The 21,663-nt window shown below is 59.3% G+C and carries 19 protein-coding genes; 4 read left to right on the top strand and 15 right to left on the bottom strand.

Annotated elements, in window-relative coordinates; all coding sequences use genetic code 11:
• Window positions 1-118: 118 nt before the first annotated feature.
• Window positions 119-778 (bottom strand): carbonic anhydrase, encoded by a 660-nt coding sequence (locus EXW71_RS13215; protein WP_123716651.1) that lies wholly within the window; start codon window positions 776-778, stop codon window positions 119-121.
• Window positions 779-1,115: 337 nt separating this feature from the next.
• Here EXW71_RS13215 and EXW71_RS13210 point away from each other — a divergent pair, with 337 nt between their 5' ends.
• Entirely contained in the window at window positions 1,116-1,736 is a 621-nt protein-coding gene (locus tag EXW71_RS13210; RefSeq protein ID WP_134661125.1) for a TetR/AcrR family transcriptional regulator, read from the top strand.
• 215 nt (window positions 1,737-1,951) lie between these two features.
• On the opposite strand, the gene EXW71_RS13205 is transcribed toward EXW71_RS13210, so the two are convergent.
• Entirely contained in the window at window positions 1,952-2,746 is a 795-nt protein-coding gene (locus EXW71_RS13205) for an SDR family oxidoreductase (protein WP_134661124.1), read from the bottom strand.
• 82 nt (window positions 2,747-2,828) lie between these two features.
• The gene (locus EXW71_RS13200) at window positions 2,829-4,289 is read right to left on the bottom strand and encodes an efflux transporter outer membrane subunit (protein ID WP_134661123.1); all 1,461 of its coding nucleotides are present in this window, start codon (window positions 4,287-4,289) and stop codon (window positions 2,829-2,831) included.
• A 218-nt stretch (window positions 4,290-4,507) separates the two neighbouring features.
• Here EXW71_RS13200 and EXW71_RS13195 point away from each other — a divergent pair, with 218 nt between their 5' ends.
• From EXW71_RS13195 to fabF, 3 genes are read left to right on the top strand one after another with little or no spacing between them, the layout of a single operon-like run.
• Window positions 4,508-5,617 carry an efflux RND transporter periplasmic adaptor subunit gene (locus EXW71_RS13195; RefSeq protein ID WP_134661122.1) on the top strand — a complete coding sequence of 370 codons (1,110 nt, stop codon included), beginning with the start codon at window positions 4,508-4,510 and terminating at the stop codon, window positions 5,615-5,617.
• On the top strand, window positions 5,614-8,694 hold the full coding sequence (locus tag EXW71_RS13190; protein ID WP_123716656.1) for an efflux RND transporter permease subunit: 3,081 nt from the start codon (window positions 5,614-5,616) through the stop codon (window positions 8,692-8,694). Before EXW71_RS13195 ends, EXW71_RS13190 begins: the two co-directional genes overlap by 4 nt.
• A gap of 52 nt (window positions 8,695-8,746) precedes the next feature.
• Window positions 8,747-10,033 (top strand): beta-ketoacyl-ACP synthase II, encoded by a 1,287-nt coding sequence (fabF, locus tag EXW71_RS13185; RefSeq protein ID WP_134661121.1) that lies wholly within the window; start codon window positions 8,747-8,749, stop codon window positions 10,031-10,033.
• A gap of 170 nt (window positions 10,034-10,203) precedes the next feature.
• On the opposite strand, the gene glmS is transcribed toward fabF, so the two are convergent.
• From glmS to EXW71_RS13125, 12 genes are all read right to left on the bottom strand, one after another.
• Entirely contained in the window at window positions 10,204-12,036 is a 1,833-nt protein-coding gene (gene glmS, locus EXW71_RS13180) for a glutamine--fructose-6-phosphate transaminase (isomerizing) (protein ID WP_134661120.1), read from the bottom strand.
• Window positions 12,037-12,046: 10 nt separating this feature from the next.
• Entirely contained in the window at window positions 12,047-12,817 is a 771-nt protein-coding gene (locus tag EXW71_RS13175) for a DeoR/GlpR family DNA-binding transcription regulator (protein WP_177421594.1), read from the bottom strand.
• Window positions 12,818-13,034: 217 nt separating this feature from the next.
• Window positions 13,035-14,402 carry a bifunctional UDP-N-acetylglucosamine diphosphorylase/glucosamine-1-phosphate N-acetyltransferase GlmU gene (gene glmU / locus EXW71_RS13170; protein ID WP_134661119.1) on the bottom strand — a complete coding sequence of 456 codons (1,368 nt, stop codon included), beginning with the start codon at window positions 14,400-14,402 and terminating at the stop codon, window positions 13,035-13,037.
• A gap of 123 nt (window positions 14,403-14,525) precedes the next feature.
• On the bottom strand, window positions 14,526-14,942 hold the full coding sequence (locus tag EXW71_RS13165) for a F0F1 ATP synthase subunit epsilon (protein WP_003177061.1): 417 nt from the start codon (window positions 14,940-14,942) through the stop codon (window positions 14,526-14,528).
• A 44-nt stretch (window positions 14,943-14,986) separates the two neighbouring features.
• On the bottom strand, window positions 14,987-16,363 hold the full coding sequence (atpD, locus tag EXW71_RS13160; RefSeq protein ID WP_010207684.1) for a F0F1 ATP synthase subunit beta: 1,377 nt from the start codon (window positions 16,361-16,363) through the stop codon (window positions 14,987-14,989).
• 27 nt (window positions 16,364-16,390) lie between these two features.
• The gene (atpG, locus tag EXW71_RS13155) at window positions 16,391-17,251 is read right to left on the bottom strand and encodes a F0F1 ATP synthase subunit gamma (protein ID WP_010207685.1); all 861 of its coding nucleotides are present in this window, start codon (window positions 17,249-17,251) and stop codon (window positions 16,391-16,393) included.
• A 50-nt stretch (window positions 17,252-17,301) separates the two neighbouring features.
• Window positions 17,302-18,846, bottom strand: coding sequence for a F0F1 ATP synthase subunit alpha (gene atpA, locus EXW71_RS13150; RefSeq protein WP_010207686.1), 1,545 nt, complete (start codon window positions 18,844-18,846; stop codon window positions 17,302-17,304).
• Between the two features lie 21 nt (window positions 18,847-18,867).
• Window positions 18,868-19,404, bottom strand: coding sequence for a F0F1 ATP synthase subunit delta (locus tag EXW71_RS13145; protein WP_134661118.1), 537 nt, complete (start codon window positions 19,402-19,404; stop codon window positions 18,868-18,870).
• Between the two features lie 12 nt (window positions 19,405-19,416).
• Window positions 19,417-19,887, bottom strand: a complete 471-nt coding sequence (locus EXW71_RS13140; protein ID WP_134661117.1) for a F0F1 ATP synthase subunit B — start codon at window positions 19,885-19,887, stop codon at window positions 19,417-19,419.
• Between the two features lie 55 nt (window positions 19,888-19,942).
• Window positions 19,943-20,200 carry a F0F1 ATP synthase subunit C gene (atpE, locus tag EXW71_RS13135; RefSeq protein ID WP_002555987.1) on the bottom strand — a complete coding sequence of 86 codons (258 nt, stop codon included), beginning with the start codon at window positions 20,198-20,200 and terminating at the stop codon, window positions 19,943-19,945.
• A gap of 133 nt (window positions 20,201-20,333) precedes the next feature.
• A complete protein-coding gene (gene atpB, locus EXW71_RS13130) occupies window positions 20,334-21,203 on the bottom strand; it encodes a F0F1 ATP synthase subunit A (protein ID WP_024078254.1) in 870 nt (289 codons plus the stop codon).
• Between the two features lie 16 nt (window positions 21,204-21,219).
• Complete coding sequence (locus tag EXW71_RS13125; protein WP_060756574.1) at window positions 21,220-21,627, bottom strand: F0F1 ATP synthase subunit I; 408 nt, start codon at window positions 21,625-21,627, stop codon at window positions 21,220-21,222.
• Window positions 21,628-21,663 lie beyond the last annotated feature (36 nt).

Raw genomic sequence — 21,663 nt, 5'->3', positions numbered from 1 at the left:
CTCTGTTGGCTGGCTCCGTAAAACCGCCGGTGAGGCTGCGCAAACAGAGAGCGTTTTAAACGTCCGCCCGATCACTCTCTCAAATGGCTGGCGCCTGTTACAAGGCCCCTCCCTGGCTCTACATCTGCCTGCCGTCACGCGCCGCAATTGCAACCGTGGTCGGTGATTCAGCCAATGGCACGAAGCGCCGTGTAGCGCCATCAAGCGCATCGATGCACCCCGCCTCGATGTCGTAGACCCAGCCGTGCAGATTCATGCGCCCCTGTTCGAGCGCCAGGGCAACCGAGGGGTGCGTTCGCAGGTTGGCCAGCTGCGCGATCACGTTTTCGCGCACGAGACCATCGAGCTTCGCGCGCGGTGTGTCGAACTCATGCGCTGCGTTAATCGCTTTCGCGGCGTCCGAATGACGCAACCAGTTAGCGACCGCAGGAAGGTGGTCCAGGCAGGTGCAGCGTGAGATCGCGCCCATCGCGCCGCAGTCCGAGTGGCCGCAGATCACGATGTCCTGTACGCCGAGCACTGCGACTGCATATTCCACCGTGGCCGAAACGCCGCCGGGTTCAGGACCATACGAGGGCACGATGTTACCGGCGTTGCGAATCACGAATAGTTCGCCGGGTTCGCGCTGTGTAAGGAGTTCCGGTACTACACGACTGTCCGAGCAAGTAACGAATAAAGCCTTCGGATTTTGTGCTGTCGCCAGCTGCTTGAAAAGCTCGACACGTTGCGGATACACCTCGCGCTGAAACCGCAGAAAACCGTCAATGATGTCACGCATAAAGTCCTCCAAACCCGAATACCGGATACTGGCGCGGGCACTCGATATGCCATCGCGCCGTTGTGGTCGTGATTATTGCAGACGTCGCGCCTATTGGCTGTAGTCGTTCGGCGATGGACGTCGAGCCGTGCACGGCGCCGCAGATTTGCGAAACATCGAGGCGGTCGACATTTATCGTTCGCATGGCCCGGTGATCGCAGATCCAGCCAGCCCGTGGGCGGACATTGGGCAACTCTTTGACAATAACGTTTCTGTAACTGACGAACGGTTAACTTGTGACTATATTCACAGGTAGTCACAAGTTGTCATCAATCGTCGGGATGCGTAAGCTTCTCCCATGAATCAGCCAACACCACCTTCGCCCAGCACTCGCGGCCCAGCCGATCATGATATTCGCGACCAGATTGTCGCGGCGGCCAACGAGCATTTCAGCCAATACGGTTACGCCAAGACCACGGTGTCCGACCTGGCCAAGGCCATCGGCTTCTCCAAGGCGTACATCTACAAATTCTTCGATTCCAAGCAGGCAATTGGCGAGGCCATTTGCTCCGGCTGTCTTGCGAAGATCGTCAAGGCCGTCGAGGAAGCCATAAACGAGGAGGGAATCTCTTCGACAGAGCGTTTTCGCCGTCTGGTCAAAACCCTGATCACCACGGGAATCGACCTGTTCTTCAATGACCGCAAGCTCTACGACATTGCCGCGTTCTCCGCGTCGGAACGCTGGCCCAGCTCCCAGGTGTATGACGCGCGAATCAAACAGTTCGTGGTGCAGGTGGTGCGTGAAGGGCGCGAAAGTGGTGAGTTCGAGCGCAAGACACCCCTGGATGAAACCGTCGAGGCGATACACCTGACCCTTCGGCCTTTCGTCAATCCTCTGTTGCTGCAATACAGCCTCGATCACGTCGAGGTCGCACCTACGCTTACAGCCAACCTCATCCTGCGTAGCCTGATGCCCTGAGGGAACGGCTGCTGGTCGCAGCCCTCCCCGTTCAAACGACTTCTTTTGCACTCGGTTTGTATCTAAGTGGCGAGACTAATTTGTCCTGATTGTGACCAATTAAATAAAAAGTCACTTAATTAAATATGACATGGTGCTTTTTGAGTGATCACTAAGATCACGCTCACCAACGAAATGCTCAGCGTGGCAGGGGCCGGCGGACAACGCTGTACTCGTCACTGGAACTCAGCGCCCATGACATTCGCCATCAGACGTTGGTGAAGCCAGCGTGGCGTGGCCCAGGTCAGCACCGTGAGCACTTTGTTGCCGAAGCCGGGTACGGCACTCATGCGTCCGGCTTGCAGCGCTCGGATACCTGCGCGAACCACGGGTTGAGGTTGCATCATCACCATTCTCAGCGCGGGCGTGAGTTTCTGGTTGGCGCTTTGGACAAATCCCGTGTCGGACATACCCGGGCACAGTGCAGTCACAACGACGCCATGACCCTTGAGTTCCTGGTGCAGCGCCTCGGAGAGGCGCAGCACGTAGGCTTTGGCCGCTGAATAGACCGCGAAATTCTTCACGCCCTGGTAGGACAGCAGGCTGGCGACCTGCAGTATGTGACCGCGGCGGCGAATGCGCATGTCCGCGGCGAAGAGGCGAGTCATGATGGTCAGGCTGGCGATGTCCAGGTTGATCATTGACAGGGACTGGTCAATGGCATGGTCCAGGAACGGGCCCTGCAATCCATGCCCGGCATTGTTGATAAGCACATCGACCGCAATCCCTTGCTGAACCAGGCGCTTGTGCAACTCGGTCACCGCCGGAATCGAAGACAGGTCGACTTGCTCGATCATCACCTCGATACCGAAACGCTCGCGCAGTTCTTTCGACAGTGCTTCGAGCCTGTCGAGCCGACGTGCGACCAGAACGAGGGATTTTCCCTGCGCGGCGTATTGCCGGGCAAACTCCTCGCCAAATCCGCTCGAGGCGCCGGTGATGAGCACCCAGGAATTCTGGTTCGTTTTCATGTTGCCGGACTCCGGTGGTAATGACTGAAAACAACAGTGAATGTGCGTGCCCCAATGCGAGCGGGCTGGCGTTTATGCCGGATCATCGATTCGCCACGGACTGTGGCTGGGGCGCTTGCCAGCCGCCGCCGAGCGCCCGGAATGCCGCGACCGCAGCCCGGGCCGATTCCGTGCGTGCTTGTGCACGGGCGTCGGAAGCCTGGAGCAGCGTTTCGTCGGCATTGAGGACGTCTATCAGGCTGGCGGCGCCTTTCTGGTAGGCGATGAATGACGACTGGCGAGCCTCAGTCAGTGACGCTTCGCCCGCGGTCAGCGTAGTGGCCTGGGCTTCTCGGTTCACCAGGGCGGAGAGCGCATTCTCGACATCTTCGGTGGCGCGCAACGCCGACTGGCGATAGGCGGCCAGGGCCTCGGCTTCCTGCCCCTTGGCCTGATCGATCTGCGCGTTGATGCGCCCAAAATCAAACAACCTCCAGCGCAGACCCAGCGCGCCCGATGCCTGGCTGGCGCCGCCGGAGAACAAATGCCCGGCGGACACGGATGTGGCGCTACCCAGCAAGGCGCTCAGGGAAAATTTAGGGTAGTACTCTGCGACGGCCTCACCAATGCGGGCACTGGAGGCCGCGAGACGGCGCTCAGCGACGATCAAGTCAGGTCTGCGGCGCAACAGGTCGGCCGGCGTTCCCATCTCCGTGATTTGTGGGGCCAGCGGAATGCTGCCAGCCTCGGCCAGTTGCTGGCGATGGGTGCCTGGCGGCGTTCCGAGCATCACGTCCAGGGCATTCATGGCGGCATCCAGTCCGGTCTGCAGGACCGGCACCGTTGCCTGCACCTGAGCGAGAGCACCCTCGGTCTGGCGGACCTGATAGCTGGCGGCGAGGCCTTTGCTGTACAGCAGCCGGACTTTCTCCAAGAGGTCCTGCTGAGTCTTGACCTGGCGATTGGCGATAGCCAATCGGGCCTGCAAGCCACGCAGCGTGAGGTAAATATCGGCAGTCTGCGCCGCGACGGCGAGCCTCGTTGCCACGGCACCAGCCTCGGAGGCCTGGTACTCGGCCAATGCGGCTTCTCGTCCGCGCCGCAGGCCGCCAAAGATATCCAGCTCCCAGCTAGCCCCGAGGTCCAGTTCGTAGGCGTTTCCATAACGATCAAACCCGGGGTTTGAATTGAGCACCTGACCCAGCGGCGTCTCGATGGACTGATAGGCGCGTGCAGCCTGGCCACTGATGTTTCCCGAAGGCAGCAAGGCGGCATTGGCTGCGCCCAGACCTGCCCGCGCCTGGGCGACCCGTGCCGACGCCTGCACCAGGTCGAGGTTCTGCTCCAGAGACCGGGTGACGAAGTCGGTCAGTACCGGGTCGCCAAACCCCACCCACCAGGCAGTAAGACTGGCTTGCGATGCGCCCGTCCTGTGTTCGACAGAGGACCGGCCCATAAAACGTTGCGAAAGCGCAGCGTCGGGGCGCTGGTAGTCCGGACCGACCGCGCAGCCGGCCAACAAACTGGCGCTTACTAAAAACGCTAGGGGGCGAAGCGGTGGCATTGAGGTGCCCTCAGATAAATACTCGTGACCATATTATATTATGGTCACACCCTGTCAATTGGTTAGGTAAACGACCGAATGCCTATAAAGCTGCCTGTTTACAGACAAATGAGCACAAAGCAGGTGGATTGAAAGCAATAGATTAATTTGTGACGATTGACAGTATTGGTCACAAGCATAAGAATAAACTCCCGTCCTCTGCTCAATAAAGGGAACCTATGCTCCGGCTCCGACCTGTCACCCTTGCCGCTTGCCTGTTGCCTCTCGTCCTTACGGCGTGTGGCGACTCATCCACTGCCGTCGATCCGCGCACACTGGCCCCTTTGGTAAGGGTCGCGCAGGTACAGGATTCGTCCACTGCCGGGCGCTCTTTCACCGGGGTCGTGGCGGCCAGGGTCCAGAGTGACCTGGGTTTTCGCGTGTCGGGCAAGGTGTTGGAGCGCCTGGTGGACGCCGGCCAGACCGTTAAAAAGGGCCAGCCGCTGATGCGCCTGGACCCGATAGATCTCGGATTACAGGCACGTGCCCAGCAGGAAGCCGTCACGGCCGCACACGCCCGCGCCAAACAGACCGCAGATGATGAGGCGCGGTACCGTGAGTTGGTGGCCGCCGGGGCGATTTCGGCGTCGGGCTACGATCAGATCAAAGCCGCAGCCGATACCGCCAAGGCGCAACTCAGCGCCGCTGAGGCGCAAGCCGATGTGGCCCGCAATGCGTCCGGCTATGCCGTGCTGCTCGCAGACGCCGACGGCGTAGTAATGGAAACGCTTGCCGAGCCGGGCCAAGTCGTCAGCCCTGGGCAGCCGGTCGTCCGACTGGCGCGAGCCGGGCAGCGCGAAGCCGTCGTGCAACTGCCCGAAACCCTGCGCCCAGCTGCAGGGTCCAGCGCGCAGGCAACGCTTTATGGCAATGCCGCCGGGGCTGTCAACGCCAGGCTCAGGCTGCTTTCGGACTCTGCTGACCGCGTGACTCGTACCTTTGAAGCACGCTATGTCCTCGAGGGGGCAATGGCCAACGCACCGCTGGGCTCGACCGTTACACTGCGTATCGTCGAAGGCGCGGTCCAAGAGCAGGTGATGCAAGTGCCGATCGCGGCGCTTTACGACCCGGGCAATGGTCCCGGCGTATGGGTCATTGACGGCGAGCCGGCAAAAGTCAGCTGGCGCCCCGTCCACGTGCTGGGCTTGAGTGACGACACCGCGAGAGTGGCAGGCCAACTCAACGTCGGTGAGCGCATTGTCGGCCTGGGTGCACATCTGCTGCGCGAAGGCGAGCCGGTCAGGCTGCTTGAACAGGGTGATGTGAAGGTCGCCGGGAGTCGCCAATGAGCCTCAACCTGTCGGCACTCGCTGTGCGCGAGCGCTCCATCACGGTGTTTTTGATCTTCCTGATCGCGGTCGCCGGGACCCTGGCATTTTTCAAGCTGGGGCGCGCAGAGGATCCGCCATTCACGGTCAAGCAATTGACCGTCATCACCGCATGGCCGGGCGCGACGGCGCAGGAGATGCAGGATCAGGTCGCCGAACCGCTGGAAAAGCGCCTGCAAGAATTGAAATGGTATGACCGCTCGGAAACCTACACCCGACCCGGGCTGGCCTTCACCATGGTCTCGCTGCAGGACCGTACGCCGCCTTCACAGGTGCAGGAAGAGTTCTACCAAGCGCGCAAGAAGCTCGACGACGAAGCCACCAAGCTGCCGGCGGGTGTGATCGGGCCATTGGTCAATGACGAGTACTCGGACGTGACGTTCGCGCTTTTCGCCCTCAAGGCCAAGGGCGAGCCGCAGCGGCGACTGGTGCGTGATGCCGAGGCATTGCGCCAGCGGCTATTGCACGTAGCGGGCGTGAAGAAGGTCAACATCATCGGCGAGCAGGCCGAGCGTATTTTCATTTCCTTCTCCCACGACCGGCTGGCGACCCTGGGTGTTTCGCCCCAGGACATCTTCGCCGCGCTGAACAGCCAGAACGTCCTCACACCTGCCGGTTCCATCGAAACCAAAGGACCGCAGGTTTTCCTGCGGGTGGACGGCGCCTTCGACAAACTGGAGAAAATCCGCGATACACCGCTGGCGATCCAAGGGCGCACCTTGAAGCTTTCGGACGTGGCGACGGTTGAACGCGGTTATGAAGACCCGGCGACTTTCCTGGTGCGCAACAACGGCGAAGAAGCGCTGTTGCTGGGCGTGATCATGCGCGAGGGCTGGAACGGCCTGGATTTGGGCAAGGCGCTTGATGCAGAGACCAGCAAGATCAATGCAGGCATGCCACTGGGCATGACGTTGACCAAGGTGACGGATCAGGCGGTGAACATCAACTCGGCGGTCGACGAGTTCATGATCAAGTTCTTCGTCGCCTTGCTGGTAGTGATGGTGGTTTGCTTTATCAGCATGGGCTGGCACGTGGGGATCGTGGTCGCGGCGGCTGTCCCCTTGACCCTGGCCATCGTGTTCGTGGTGATGGCGGCCACCGGCAAGAATTTTGACCGGATCACCCTGGGCTCGCTGATCCTGGCCCTCGGGCTGCTGGTGGACGACGCCATCATCGCGATCGAAATGATGGTGGTGAAGATGGAGGAAGGTTACGACCGGATCAAGGCTTCTGCCTACGCCTGGAGTCACACGGCTGCACCGATGTTGTCCGGTACGCTGGTGACGGCAATTGGCTTCATGCCCAACGGCTTCGCCCAGTCCACTGCCGGCGAGTACACCAGCAACATGTTCTGGATCGTCGGCATTGCCCTGATCGCCTCTTGGGTAGTCGCGGTGGCGTTTACCCCCTACCTGGGGGTGAAGATGCTGCCGGACATCAAGAAGGTAGAGGGCGGCCATGCGGCAATCTATGATACGCCGCGCTACAACCGCTTCCGTCGGATCCTGACGCGAGTGATCGCGCGCAAGTGGCTCGTGGCCGGCACGGTCATCACGTTATTTGTCGTGGCGATCCTGGGCATGGGCCTGGTGAAGAAGCAGTTCTTCCCCACCTCAGACCGCCCCGAAGTGATGATCGAAGTGCAGATGCCCTACGGCACCTCCATCGAACAGACCAACGCCACCACCGCGAAGGTCGAGGCCTGGCTGCAAAAGCAGGCGGAAAGCAAAATCGTCACCGCCTACATCGGCCAGGGTGCGCCGCGCTTCTTCCTGGCGATCGCCCCTGAATTGCCGGATCCGTCGTTCGCCAAGATTGTGGTACTGACAGATAGCCAGGAATCACGGGAAACCCTCAAGCTCCGACTGCGCGAAGCGGTTGCCGAAGGGCTCGCCCCAGAGGCACGGGTCAGGGCAACGCAAATTGTCTTCGGTCCGTATTCGCCATTCCCGGTGGCCTACCGCGTGATGGGGCCTGACGCGTCGAAACTGCGGGAGATCGCAAGTCGTGTTCAGGCCGTGATGCAAGCCAGCCCGATGATGAGGACCGTCAACACCGATTGGGGCCCGCTGACGCCGACGCTGCATTTCAACCTGGATCAGGATCGCTTGCAGGCGGTCGGCCTGACGTCCAGCGCAGTCGCCCAGCAGCTGCAATTCCTGCTGGCCGGGGTGCCGATAACGGCCGTTCGCGAAGACATCCGTTCGGTGCAGGTAGTGGGACGCGCCGCCGGGGATATCCGCCTTGATCCGGCCCGGATCGAAGGCTTTACCCTGGTGGGCGCTGCGGGGCAGCGGATTCCGTTGTCCCAGGTCGGCGAAGTGGACGTGCGCATGGAGGATCCGATCCTGCGCCGCCGTGACCGTACCCCGACCATTACCGTGCGCGGTGACATTGCCGAAGGCCTGCAACCACCAGATGTGTCGACCGCCATTATCAAGCAGTTGCAACCGATCATCGACACGCTGCCCGATGGCTATCGGATCGAGCAGGCAGGGGCCATCGAGGAGTCCGGCAAGGCCGGCCAGGCCATCGTGCCGCTGGTACCCATCATGATTGCCCTGACGCTGCTGATCATCATCGTCCAGGTGCGATCGATCTCGGCCATGATCATGGTGTTTTTGACCGCGCCACTGGGGCTGATTGGCGTGGTGCCGACGCTGCTGATTTTCCATCAGCCGTTTGGCATCAATGCCTTGGTCGGCTTGATCGCGTTGTCGGGGATCCTGATGCGTAACACGCTGATCCTGATTGGGCAGATTCACCAGAATGCCCAGGAAGGCCTGGACCCGTTCCACTCGGTCATCGAAGCCACAGTGCAACGAGCCCGGCCGGTGCTGTTGACGGCGATGGCGGCGATCCTGGCGTTTATCCCGCTGACCCATTCCGTCTTCTGGGGGACGCTGGCCTACACCCTGATCGGCGGCACATTCGTCGGCACCATCATGACCCTGGTGTTCCTGCCGGCAATGTATTCCATCTGGTTCAAGATCCATGCGGCCAAGCCCGTTCAAACTGAAACAGTAAAGCTGGCATAAGCGATTGATCACTTGCCGTTGCAGCGGGCATCTACGCAAATGAAGAGGTTTTATGAGTACTCCAACAGGTAAAACGCGCATCGTAGTCACCGGCGTGGGTATCGTCGGCCCCTTGGGCTGTGGCGTCGAGGAGGTCTGGCGTCGGCTGCTGGACGGGCGTTCCGGCATTCGCAACTTGCCCGACGTGTTCACCGAAGGTACGGGTGTTGCGGTCGGCGGCCAGGTACCGAGCCTGGAAGAGGATGCTATTGCCGGCTACGACCCGGAGCGTTTTATCGCGCCCAAGGATCGCAAGAAGATGGATCGCTTCATCGAATTCGCCCTGGTGGCCGCCCATGAAGCCCTGGAGCAAGCTGGCTGGCATCCGACTGAAACCGCAGACCAGGAGCGGACCGCCACGATCATTTCATCGGGAGTCGGCGGTTTTGGCGCCATTGCCGACGCCATACGCACTACCGACTCGCGTGGGCCACGTCGCTTGTCACCGTTCTCGGCTCCAGCGTTTCTCGCCAATATGGCAGCGGGGCATGTTTCCATCCGCCATGGCCTTAAAGGTCCGCTCGGCGCGCCGGTCACCGCTTGCGCCGCCGGCGTGCAGGCCATCGGCGATGCGGCGCGAATGATCAGGAGCGGCGAGGCGGACATCGCCGTTTGCGGTGGCACCGAGGCCGCAATCGATCGCGTGACCCTGGGCTGCTTCGCTGCGGCCAGAGCGCTCTCCACCGGTTTTGCCGAACGCCCCCAGGAAGCTTCGCGCCCCTTTGACCGTGATCGCAATGGCTTCGTCATGGCCGAAGGCGCGGGACTACTGGTGATCGAGTCGCTGGAGCACGCGCTGTCGCGGGGAGCCAAGCCTTTGGCGGAACTGGTCGGCTATGGCACCAGCGCCGATGCCTATCACCTGACAGCCGGACCCGAAGACGGCAACGGCGCCCGGCGCGCCATGGAACAGGCGCTGCGCCAGGCCGGGGTCAGCCCGGCCGAAGTGCAACACATCAACGCCCATGCGACCTCTACCCCGGTGGGTGACAGCGGGGAGTTGGCGGCGATTCGCGCAGTGTTCGGGCGTGATGCCGGCGTGGCAATCACTTCGACCAAGTCCGCTACCGGACACTTGCTGGGCGCGGCCGGCGGCATCGAAGCTATCTTCACGGTACTGGCCCTGCGTGATCAGGTCGTGCCACCTACCTTGAACCTGCTTCATCCGGATGAAGGGTCTGAGGGGCTGGATCTGGTCGGGCTGAAGGCCCGCAAGATGCCAATAACCCATGCACTGTCGAATGGGTTCGGGTTTGGTGGGGTCAATGCCAGTGTGCTGTTCCGGCGTTGGGAACAATGACCTGAACAGTTGATGCGATTCCCTGGATCCAGGGCTGTAGGCGGAGCTGCCGGCATGCAATACGCGGCATGATGAGCCAGGTTGGTGTAGCAGGAGCTGGTTCGACTGATCTCACCGGCTCCCGCGACAGGGTTAATTCTCTGAACCAACCCTCATTCTCGTGCAACCAATTACTCCACAGTCACCGACTTCGCCAGGTTGCGCGGCTGGTCAACGTCGGTGCCTTTGAGCACGGCCACGTAGTACGACAGCAACTGCAGCGGGATGGTGTAGAGGATCGGCGACAGGGTGTCGTGGATGTGCGGCATGTTGATGACATGCGTGCCTTCACCATTGGTCATGCCGGCTTTCTCGTCGGCGAACACGATCAACTGGCCACCCCGGGCGCGTACTTCCTGCAGGTTGGATTTGAGCTTCTCCAGCAGTTCGTTGTTCGGCGCCACGGTGACGACTGGCATGTCGTCATCCACCAGGGCCAATGGGCCGTGTTTCAGCTCACCGGCCGGGTAGGCTTCGGCGTGGATATAGGAGATTTCCTTGAGCTTCAGCGAGCCTTCCATCGCCACTGGATACTGCGCGCCACGACCGAGGAACAGCGTGTGGTTCTTGTCGGCGAACAGCTCGGCGACTTTTTCCACGGTGGCATCCATCGCCAGGGCTTCGCCCAGACGGGTTGGCAGGCGGCGCAGCTCTTCAACCAGGGTCGCTTCAACGCCGTCGGCAAGGGTGCCGCGCACTTGGCCCAGGGACAAAGTCAGCAGCAGCAGGGCGACCAACTGGGTGGTGAAGGCTTTAGTGGATGCGACGCCGATTTCACGACCGGCCTGAGTCAGCAGGGTCAGGTCGGATTCGCGCACCAGGGAGCTGATGCTGACGTTGCAGATCGCCAGGCTTCCGAGGAACCCCAACTCCTTGGCATTACGCAGGGCGGCCAACGTGTCAGCGGTTTCGCCGGACTGGGAGATGGTCACGAACAGGGTGTCGGGTTGCACCACCACCTTGCGGTAGCGGAATTCACTGGCCACTTCGACCTGGCACGGGATGCCGGCCAGTTCTTCCAGCCAGTAGCGGGCAACCATACCGGCGTGGTAACTGGTGCCACAGGCAACGATCTGCACATTGCGCACTTTGGCGAACAGCTCGGTGGCCTGCGGGCCGAATGCATTGACCAATACCTGGTTCTGGCTGAGGCGACCTTCCAGGGTGCGTTGCACCACGGACGGTTGCTCGTGGATTTCCTTGAGCATGAAGTGGCGGAATTCGCCCTTGTCAGCCGCTTCGGCGCCATCGCGGTATTGCACGGCTTCGCGCTCGACAGATTGACCGTCGATATCCCAGATCTGCACGCTTTCACGGCGAATGTCGGCAATATCGCCTTCTTCCAGGTACATGAAGCGATCGGTGACCTGGCGCAGTGCCAGTTGGTCGGAAGCCAGGAAGTTTTCACCCAAGCCCAGGCCGATCACCAGTGGGCTGCCACTACGGGCGGCAACCACACGGTCAGGCTGGCTGGCGCTGATGACGGCCAGGCCATAGGCACCGTGCAGTTCCTTGACCGTGGCCTTGAGGGCAGTGGTCAGGTCGCTGTGGTCCTTGAGTTTGTGGTTCAGCAAGTGGGCGATGACTTCGGTGTCGGTGTCCGATGTGAACACGTAACCCAGACCCTTGAGCTGTTCGCGCAGCACTTCGTGGTTCTCGATGATGCCGTTGTGCACAACGGCCAGGTCACCGGAGAAATGCGGGTGAGCGTTGCGTTCACACGGCGCACCGTGAGTTGCCCACCGGGTGTGCGCAATGCCCAGGCGGCCCACCAGCGGCTCGCCGGCCAACGCCTGGTCCAGCTCGCTGACCTTGCCGGGGCGACGCATGCGCTCCAGCTTGCCGGCGTTGGTGAAAACCGCCACACCGGCACTGTCATAGCCGCGGTATTCGAGGCGCTTGAGGCCTTCGATCAGGATGGCGGTAACGTTACGTTCAGCGACTGCGCCAACAATTCCACACATGGTGTTTCTCCTAGATGACTGCCGCGCATATCAGCGTAATGCCGCGGGCTTGGATCTGGTCGCGGGCCTCAGGCGGCAGGCGATCATCGGTAATAAGGGTATGGACACTGCTCCAGGGCAGTTCCAGGTTGGGAATCTTGCGGCCGATCTTGTCGGATTCGACCATCACCACTACTTCACGGGCGACCTCGGCCATGACGCGGCTCAGGCCCAATAATTCGTTGAAGGTAGTGGTGCCACGTTCCAGGTCGATGCCGTCGGCACCGATGAACAATTGGTCAAAGTCGTAGGAACGCAGCACTTGCTCGGCGACCTGGCCCTGGAACGAATCTGAATGTGGGTCCCAGGTACCACCGGTCATCAACAGCACCGGCTCATGTTCCAGCTCGCTCAAGGCACGTGCGACATTGAGGGAGTTGGTCATGACCACCAGGCCGGGTTGATGGCCCAGCTCGGGAATCATCGCGGCGGTGGTACTGCCGCTGTCGATGATGATGCGTGCGTGTTCACGCAAGCGCATCACGGCCGCCCGGGCGATAGCGCGCTTGTAGGCCGAGACGGGTTGAGCCGCGTCACCGACCAGCTCCTGGGGCATGGTGATTGCGCCCCCATACCGCCGCAGTAACAGGCCGTTACTTTCGAGGGCGGCCAGGTCCTTGCGGATAGTCACTTCCGACGTTTCGAAATGCCTGGCCAACACGTCCACACTGACTTCGCCCTGTTCATTGAGCAAAGTCAGGATGTTGTGGCGTCGTTGAGGGGTATTTCGTTTCGACATGATTGCTTTAAGTTTCGTTTCGAAAGATAACGAAGGCAATCAAAACCTATTGTCGAAAGATCGTCAAGCGTCATTTTCTAAATCAGCATGCAGCGAATATGAAAAAGGGGGCTTGTTCCTGGTGGCGGAGGATCAGTCAACATAGGTGTGGACTGACGCGCCGTCATCGAGAGCAAGCTCCTTCCGCGTGGTGATTAGCTGCACTGCGGTTGTGGGTAACTCAAGTCTTCTTGATTTTGACCGGGCGTTTCCAACCGTCGATGTTGCGTTGGCGCGCACGGGCGACAGCGAGTTGGGACTTATCCACATCCTGGTTAATGGTTGAACCCGCTGCCGTGTTCGAACCATCGCCGATGGAAACGGGGGCAATCAGCGAGTTATTGGAGCCGATAAAAACGTCTTCACCAATGGTTGTCTGGTACTTATTGGCGCCGTCGTAGTTGCAGGTAATAGCACCGGCACCAATGTTGCTGCGGGCACCAATCACCGCGTCACCGAGATAGGCCAGGTGGCCGGCCTTGGCGTCGTCACCCATTTTCGCGTTTTTCAGCTCAACGAAATTGCCAACGTGTGCCCTGGCGCCCATCACGGTCCCCGGACGCAGCCGCGCAAATGGACCCGCGTCGCTACCCTCGCCCATCACGGCACCGTCGATATGACTATTGGCCTTGATCACCGCACCTTTGCGCAGCGTGCTGTCTTTGATCACGCAATTAGGGCCAATCACCACGTCGTCCTCGATAATCACGCGGCCTTCAAGGATCACGTTGATATCGATCAGCACGTCACGGCCCACGGTGACTTCACCACGCACGTCGAAGCGCGCCGGGTCGCGCAGGGTCACGCCTTGGGCCATCAGCCGGCGAGCTTCGCGCAGTTGGTAATGACGCTCCAGTTCGGCCAGTTGTTTGCGATCGTTGGCGCCCTGCACTTCCATCGGGTCGTGGGGTTGCTCGGTAGCGACCAACAGGCCATCGCTCACGGCCATTTCGATCACGTCGGTAAGGTAGTACTCGCCCTGCGCGTTGTTGTTGGACAGGCGGCCCATCCAGTCGGCCAGTTTATTGGCGGGCACCGCGAGAATGCCGGTGTTGCCTTCGGTGATCGCGCGTTGGGCTTCGGTGGCGTCTTTGTGCTCGACAATGGCCGCAACCTTGCCGTCGGCATCACGCACAATGCGCCCGTAGCCGGTAGGGTCGTCCAGCTCCACGGTGAGCAGGCCCATCTGGCCAGGCACCACGTGCTTGAGCAGGCGTTGCAGAGTTTCCACTTCGATCAGCGGTACATCGCCATAAAGGATCAACACCGTGTCGGCACTGATGAACGGCACCGCTTGTGCTGTGGCGTGGCCGGTGCCCAGTTGCTTGTCCTGCATGACGAAATTCAGGTCATCCGCGGCAAGGCGCTCACGTACCACATCGGCACCGTGGCCGATCACTACGTGAATTCGCTGTGGAGCCAGTTGCCGAGCGCTGTGGATAACATGACCGAGCATGGAGTTGCCCGCGACCGGATGCAGCACCTTGGGCAGGGCCGAACGCATGCGAGTACCCTGGCCTGCGGCGAGAATGACGATTTCAAGAGACATGAATGGCTACCAATCCTGGGCGGTCCGAGTTCAGACCAAAGAAGTGTTTTGCAAAAAAAGAAAAAGGGTAGCCGAGGCTACCCTTTTTAATCAATCGCGCATGAAGCATGGCGGCGTAGCCGATTACTTCTTGCGGATCTGCTGGAGCGTGCGCAGCTGAGCTGCAGCCTCGGCCAGACGTACAGCAGCAGCGCTGTAGTCGAAGTCCGCACCCTTTTCATTCAGGGCCTTCTCGGCAGCCTTGACGGCTTCCTGAGCGGAGGCTTCATCCAGGTCGCCAGCACGTTGCACAGTGTCGGCAAGTACCTTGACCATGTTCGGCTGAACCTCGAGGAAACCACCGGAGATGTAGAACACCTCTTTTTCCCCGCCTTGCTTGGTCAGAGTGATCGGACCTGGCTTCAAGCTGGTGATCAACGGCGCGTGACCCATGGCAATACCAAGGTCACCGAGTTCGCCGTGTGCAATCACCATCTCTACCAGACCGGAGAAGATTTCCCCTTCCGCGCTGACGATATCGCAATGGACTGTCATAGCCATCTGATTGCCTCAACCTGATGAGCGCCCGTTTCCGGGCGCCTGGATTACAGTTTCTTGGCTTTCTCGATCGCTTCTTCGATGCCGCCGACCATGTAGAACGCTTGTTCTGGCAGGTGGTCGTAGTCACCGTTGAGGATGCCTTTGAAGCCAGCAATGGTGTCTTTCAGGGAAACGTATTTACCCGAAGCACCGGTGAAGACTTCAGCCACGAAGAACGGCTGCGACAAGAAACGCTGGATCTTACGAGCACGGTTTACCAACTGCTTGTCGGCTTCCGACAGCTCGTCCATACCCAGGATCGCAATGATGTCCTTCAGTTCTTTGTAACGCTGCAGCACGTACTGAACGCCGCGAGCGGTGTCGTAGTGCTCCTGGCCGATCACGTTCGGGTCCAGTTGGCGCGAAGTCGAGTCGAGTGGATCGACCGCTGGGTAGATACCCAGGGAAGCGATGTCACGGGACAGAACGACGGTGGCGTCCAAGTGGGCGAAGGTGGTCGCAGGCGACGGGTCGGTCAAGTCATCCGCAGGTACGTATACCGCTTGGATCGAGGTGATCGAACCTTCTTTGGTCGAAGTGATACGTTCTTGCAGAACGCCCATCTCTTCGGCCAGGGTCGGCTGGTAACCTACTGCCGAAGGCATACGGCCCAGCAGTGCGGATACTTCAGTACCGGCCAAGGTGTAACGGTAGATGTTGTCGACGAACAACAGTACGTCGTTACCTTCGTCACGGAACTTCTCGGCCATGGTCAGGCCGGTCAGTGCTACGCGCAGACGGTTTCCCGGCGGCTCGTTCATCTGACCGTAAACCAGCGCCACTTTGTCCAGAACGTTGGAATCCTTCATCTCGTGGTAGAAGTCGTTACCTTCACGAGTACGCTCACCCACACCTGCGAACACGGAATAACCGCTGTGCTCGATGGCGATGTTACGGATCAGTTCCATCATGTTTACGGTCTTGCCTACACCGGCACCACCGAACAGACCAACTTTACCGCCTTTGGCGAACGGGCAAACCAGGTCGATAACCTTGATGCCGGTTTCCAGCAGATCGTTGCCACCAGCTTGTTCGGCGAACGAAGGTGCCGGACGGTGAATGCCCCAGCGCTCTTCGGTGTCGATTGGGCCAGCTTCGTCGATCGGGTTGCCCAGTACGTCCATGATCCGGCCCAGAGTCGCTTTACCGACCGGTACGGAGATGGCTGCGCCAGAGTCGACAACGTCCAGACCGCGCTTCAAGCCTTCGGTGGAACCCATCGCAATGGTACGAACTACGCCGTCGCCCAGCTGCTGCTGGACTTCCAGAGTAGTGTCCGCGCCTTGTACTTTCAGCGCGTTGTAGATGCTCGGTACGCTGTCGCGTGGAAATTCCACGTCGATAACGGCGCCGATGATTTGAACGATACGTCCGCTACTCATAGCTGGATCCTCTGAATATTTGAACCGTTAAACCGCGGCAGCGCCGCCGACGATTTCCGAGATCTCTTGGGTGATCGCAGCCTGACGCGCCTTGTTGTAGATCAGCTGCAAATCGCTGATCAGATCACCGGCGTTATCGGTAGCGTTTTTCATCGCGATCATCCGCGCCGCTTGTTCAGCTGCGTTGTTCTCGACCACCGCCTGGTACACCTGCGACTCCACGTAGCGCACCATCAAGCCGTCAAGCAGCTCTTTGGCGTCCGGTTCGTAGAGGTAGTCCCAGTGGTGCTTGAGTTCCTGATCCGGGGTCGCCACCAGTGGAATCAATTGCTCCACGGTTGGCTGCTGGGTCATGGTGTTGATGAACTTGTTGGATACCACGGAGAGACGGTCAATCCGGCCTTCCAGGTACGCATCCAGCATCACCTTCACACTGCCGATCAAATCATTGATCGACGGCTCTTCACCCAGGTGGCTGATAGCTGCAACGACGTTACCGCCGAAGTTGCGGAAAAAGGCCGCACCCTTGCTACCAACAACACACAGATCGATCTCGACGCCTTTTTCGCGGTTTACCGCCATGTCCTTGACCAGGGCCTTGAACAGGTTGGTATTCAGACCACCGCACAAACCACGGTCACTGCTCACAACCACATAACCCACACGCTTGACTTCGCGGTCGATCATGAACGGGTGGCGGTATTCCGGGTTGGCGTTGGCCAGATGCCCAATTACCTGGCGGATACGCTCCGCATAAGGACGGCTAGCAGCCATGCGCATTTGTGCCTTGCGCATTTTGCTGACCGCCACTTTTTCCATGGCGCTGGTAATCTTTTGCGTGCTTTTGATGCTCGCAATCTTACTGCGAATCTCTTTTGCGCCTGCCATGTAACACCTATCAGGTTAGCAAGCGGGAGCCTTGCGGCTCCCGCTGCGGCTTACCAGGTTTGGGTGGCCTTGAACTTCTCGATACCGGCTTTCAGGCCAGCGTCGATTTCGTCATTGAAGTCACCCTTCACGTTGATCTTGGCCAACAAGTCGGCGTGATCGCGGTTGAAGTAAGCAATCAGCGCTTGTTCAAAGCTGCCGACCTTGGCGATTTCGACGTCAGTCAGGAACCCACGCTCAGCGGCATACAGCGACAACGCCATGTCAGCGATCGACATAGGGGCGTATTGCTTCTGCTTCATCAGCTCGGTAACGCGCTGACCATGCTCAAGTTGCTTACGGGTCGCTTCGTCCAGGTCAGAAGCGAACTGGGCGAATGCCGCCAGTTCACGGTACTGAGCCAGAGCGGTACGGATACCACCGGAGAGCTTCTTGATGATCTTGGTCTGAGCGGCACCACCCACACGGGATACCGAAACACCGGCGTTCACTGCAGGGCGGATGCCCGAGTTGAACATGGCCGATTCCAGGAAGATCTGACCGTCGGTGATGGAAATCACGTTGGTCGGAACGAACGCGGAAACGTCGCCAGCCTGCGTTTCGATGATCGGCAGTGCGGTCAGGGAACCGGTTTTGCCGGTCACTGCGCCGTTGGTGAACTTCTCTACGTACTCTTCCGAAACGCGGGATGCGCGCTCCAGCAGACGGGAGTGGAGATAGAACACGTCGCCTGGGTAAGCTTCACGGCCTGGTGGACGGCGCAGCAGCAGGGAAATCTGGCGGTAAGCCACTGCTTGCTTGGACAGATCGTCATAAACGATCAACGCGTCTTCACCGCGGTCGCGGAAGAATTCACCCATGGTGCAACCGGCGTACGGTGCCAGGTATTGCAGCGCAGGAGATTCCGAAGCACTGGCAGCCACGATGATCGTGTTTTTCAGTGCGCCGTTTTCTTCCAGCTTGCGAACCACGTTGGCGATGGTCGATTGCTTCTGACCAATGGCTACGTAGACACAGAAAATGCCGCTGTCTTTCTGGTTGATGATCGCGTCGATGGCCAGAGCGGTTTTACCGATCTGACGGTCGCCGATGATCAGCTCACGCTGGCCACGGCCGACAGGGATCATGGCATCGACAGCCTTGTAGCCAGTCTGTACAGGCTGGTCTACCGACTTACGCCAGATCACGCCTGGAGCAACTTTCTCGACCGCGTCGGTCTCGGTGTTGCCCAGAGGACCTTTGCCGTCAACAGGGTTACCCAGTGCGTCGACTACACGACCCAGCAGTTCCTTACCAACCGGAACCTCCAGGATGCGGCCAGTGCACTTGGCGCTCATGCCTTCAGCCAGAGACTGGTATGCGCCCAGGATAACGGCGCCTACGGAGTCCTGCTCCAGGTTGAGGGCCATACCGAAGACGCCGCCCGGAAACTCGATCATCTCGCCGGACATAACGTCGGCCAGACCGTGAATCCGCACGATACCGTCAGATACGCTGACGACAGTGCCTTCGTTACGGGCTTGGGAGGTCACATCGAGCTTGTCGATGCGGCCCTTGATAATTTCACTTATTTCGGAAGGATTGAGTTGCTGCATTGCTCTGCTGCCCCTTCAAACTCAAGATTTCAATGCTTCGGCAAGATTCGCGAGTTTGCCGCGAATCGAGCCATCGATAACCAGGTCGCCGGCGCGAATGACAATGCCCCCAATGAGGGACTTGTCTTCCGCAACTTGCAGGCGCACTTCCCGGTCGAGTCGTGCACTGAGAACCTTGGCGAGTTTGTCTTGCTGTTCTTGGTTCAATGCAAAAGCACTGGTTACTTCAACGTCTACCGACTTCTCTTGCTCGGCCTTGCACAGGTCGAACAGAGCGGCAATCTCCGGCAGAAGCAGGAGACGGTCGTTTTCGGCAACGACGTGGATGAAGTTCTGCACTTTCACATCAAACTTGTCGCCGCACACTTCGATAAAAGTGGCGGCCTTGTCTGCGCTCGTCAGGCGCGGGGCCTTGAGCACGCGCTGCATGGTGTCGTCTTGCGACACTGCTGCAGCCAGGCCGAGCATGGCTGACCAAGAGGCCAGTTGCTGGTGGGCCTGGGCGTGCTCGAAGGCTGCCTTAGCGTAAGGTCGGGCCAACGTGGTCAATTCTGCCATGATCGCCCTCGCTTAAATTTCAGCAGCCAGTTTGTTAACCAGCTCCGCGTGCGCGTTTTGATCGATTGTGGCACCGAGGATCTTCTCAGCACCGCCGACCGCCAGAGCACCCAGTTGGGCACGCAGCGCGTCTTTGACGCCGTTCAGTTCCTGTTCGATCTCGGCATGAGCCGAAGCCTTTACACGGTCAGCTTCGACGCGGGCTTTTTCAACAGCCTCTTCGACGATCTGGCTACCGCGTTTCTTGGCTTGCTCAATGATCTCGGCTGCCTGTGCTTTAGCTTCGCGCAGTTGATGACCCGCTTTCTCTTGGGCCAACTCCAGGTCGCGAGCTGCACGGGTGGCAGCGTCCAAACCGTCCGCGATCTTCTTCTGACGTTCGTGCAAAGCCGCGATGACCGGAGGCCACACGAACTTCATGCAAAACACTACAAAAATGAAGAACGCAACGGATTGGCCAATCAGGGTTGCATTAATGTTCACGCCAACACCTCGCTCATTCGTTGTCCATCACCCTAATCACTCGAAAATCGAGTGATTAGCCAGCGAGTTGACCAACGAAAGGGTTCGCGAAAGTGAAGAACAGAGCGATACCAACGCCGATCATGGTCACGGCGTCGAGCAGGCCGGCGACGATGAACATTTTAACTTGCAGCATTGGAACCATTTCTGGCTGACGCGCTGCGCCTTCCAGGAATTTGCCGCCCAGCAGGCCGAAACCAATGGCAGTACCCAGAGCGCCCAGGCCGATCAACAGTGCAACAGCGATAGCGGTTAGACCAACTACAGTTTCCATCTTTCCTCCCGACTTTTACGTCGTATGGTTTAGGTTTTTTAGATTTTAAAGCGGTAAAACAAATCGTTTCATAGCCCGGTAGGGCCACCTTCCCGTATTACCGGGAAGGACATCAGACTAGTCGAGACTGGTCTTAATGGTTCTCTTCGTGCGCCATCGACAAGTAGACGATGGTCAGCATCATGAAGATGAAGGCCTGCAGGGTGATGATCAGGATGTGGAACACAGCCCACGCCCACTGCAGGACCACGCCCAGGCCGCTAAGCCAGAGCAGACCACTGCCGAACATCACAGCGATCAGAATGAACACCAGCTCGCCGGCATACATGTTGCCGAACAGTCGCAGGGCCAGGGAGATAGGCTTGGCGACCAGGGTCACGAATTCCAGCAGGAAGTTCACCGGGATCAGCAGGGCTTGAACGAAAATGTTCTTGCTGCCGAACGGGTGCAGGGTGAGTTCGCCGATGAAGCCGCCGATGCCCTTGACCTTGATGCTGTAGAAGATGATCAACGCAAATACCGACAGGGCCATGCCCAGGGTCGCGTTAGGGTCCGTGGTGGAAACCGCACGGAACGGAATGTGGTGATCGCCGGAGATCAGGATGGCCAGCTGAGGAATCCAGTCGACCGGTACCAGGTCGACGGCGTTCATCAGGAACACCCAGACGAAGATGGTCAGCGCCAACGGTGCAATCACCGGGCTACGGCCATGGAAGCTGTCTTTCACGCTGCCATCGACGAATTCGACCAATACTTCAACGAAGTTCTGCAAAGCACCTGGCTGACCGGAAGTCGCCTTCTTTGCCGCCATGCGGAAAATCAGGACAAAGATCAGGCCCAGTGCGACCGACCAACCCAGAGTATCCAGGTGGAAAGCCCAGAAGCCCATTTCCTTGGCTTCAGCTGCGGTGTGGGCGAAGCCCCAGCCGCCGTTGGGAAGCTGACCGAAAGTCAGGTTCTGCAAGTGGTGCTGGATATAGCCCGAAGCGGTTGTTTCTGCCATGTGTGCCTCAAACGCCCTAAGGTTTCGAAAGTCTTGTTTTCATTAGCAGGGGAGCGAACCAGCTGACCAGTTGGGTCAACACGAAGGCGCCGAATACAGCCAGCGGCGCCAATGGCTTCACACCTGCAAAGGTCAGTGCGAACAGCACTGCCGTCAAAATCAGTTTCCCTGCTTCACCGGCGTAAAAAGACCGGACGATAGCCTGGGCTGCTCGGGCGCCGGAAAACCGAAAGGCCCTGTGAGCAAAATACATATTGGGCAGCAAGGCTATCAGGCCTCCGCAGAGTCCTGAATATCCGGCTACGACTCCATGCCAGTACCAAAGCGCCAATGCGGCGATCAGCAAAATGACAAATTGAGCCAATAAAACCGGAAAAACAGCCAAGCGATGGAACGGCAACGTGTTTGGCGTGCGGGTTTCCATCACTCTTGCTCCTCAATGGTCGGCTGCCGGAAATCA

Source organism: Pseudomonas sp. BCA17, from assembly GCF_004519405.1.
Lineage (GTDB): Bacteria > Pseudomonadota > Gammaproteobacteria > Pseudomonadales > Pseudomonadaceae > Aquipseudomonas.
Note: the sequence above shows the minus strand (reverse complement) of the source record. Positions and strands in the feature narration are given on the sequence as shown.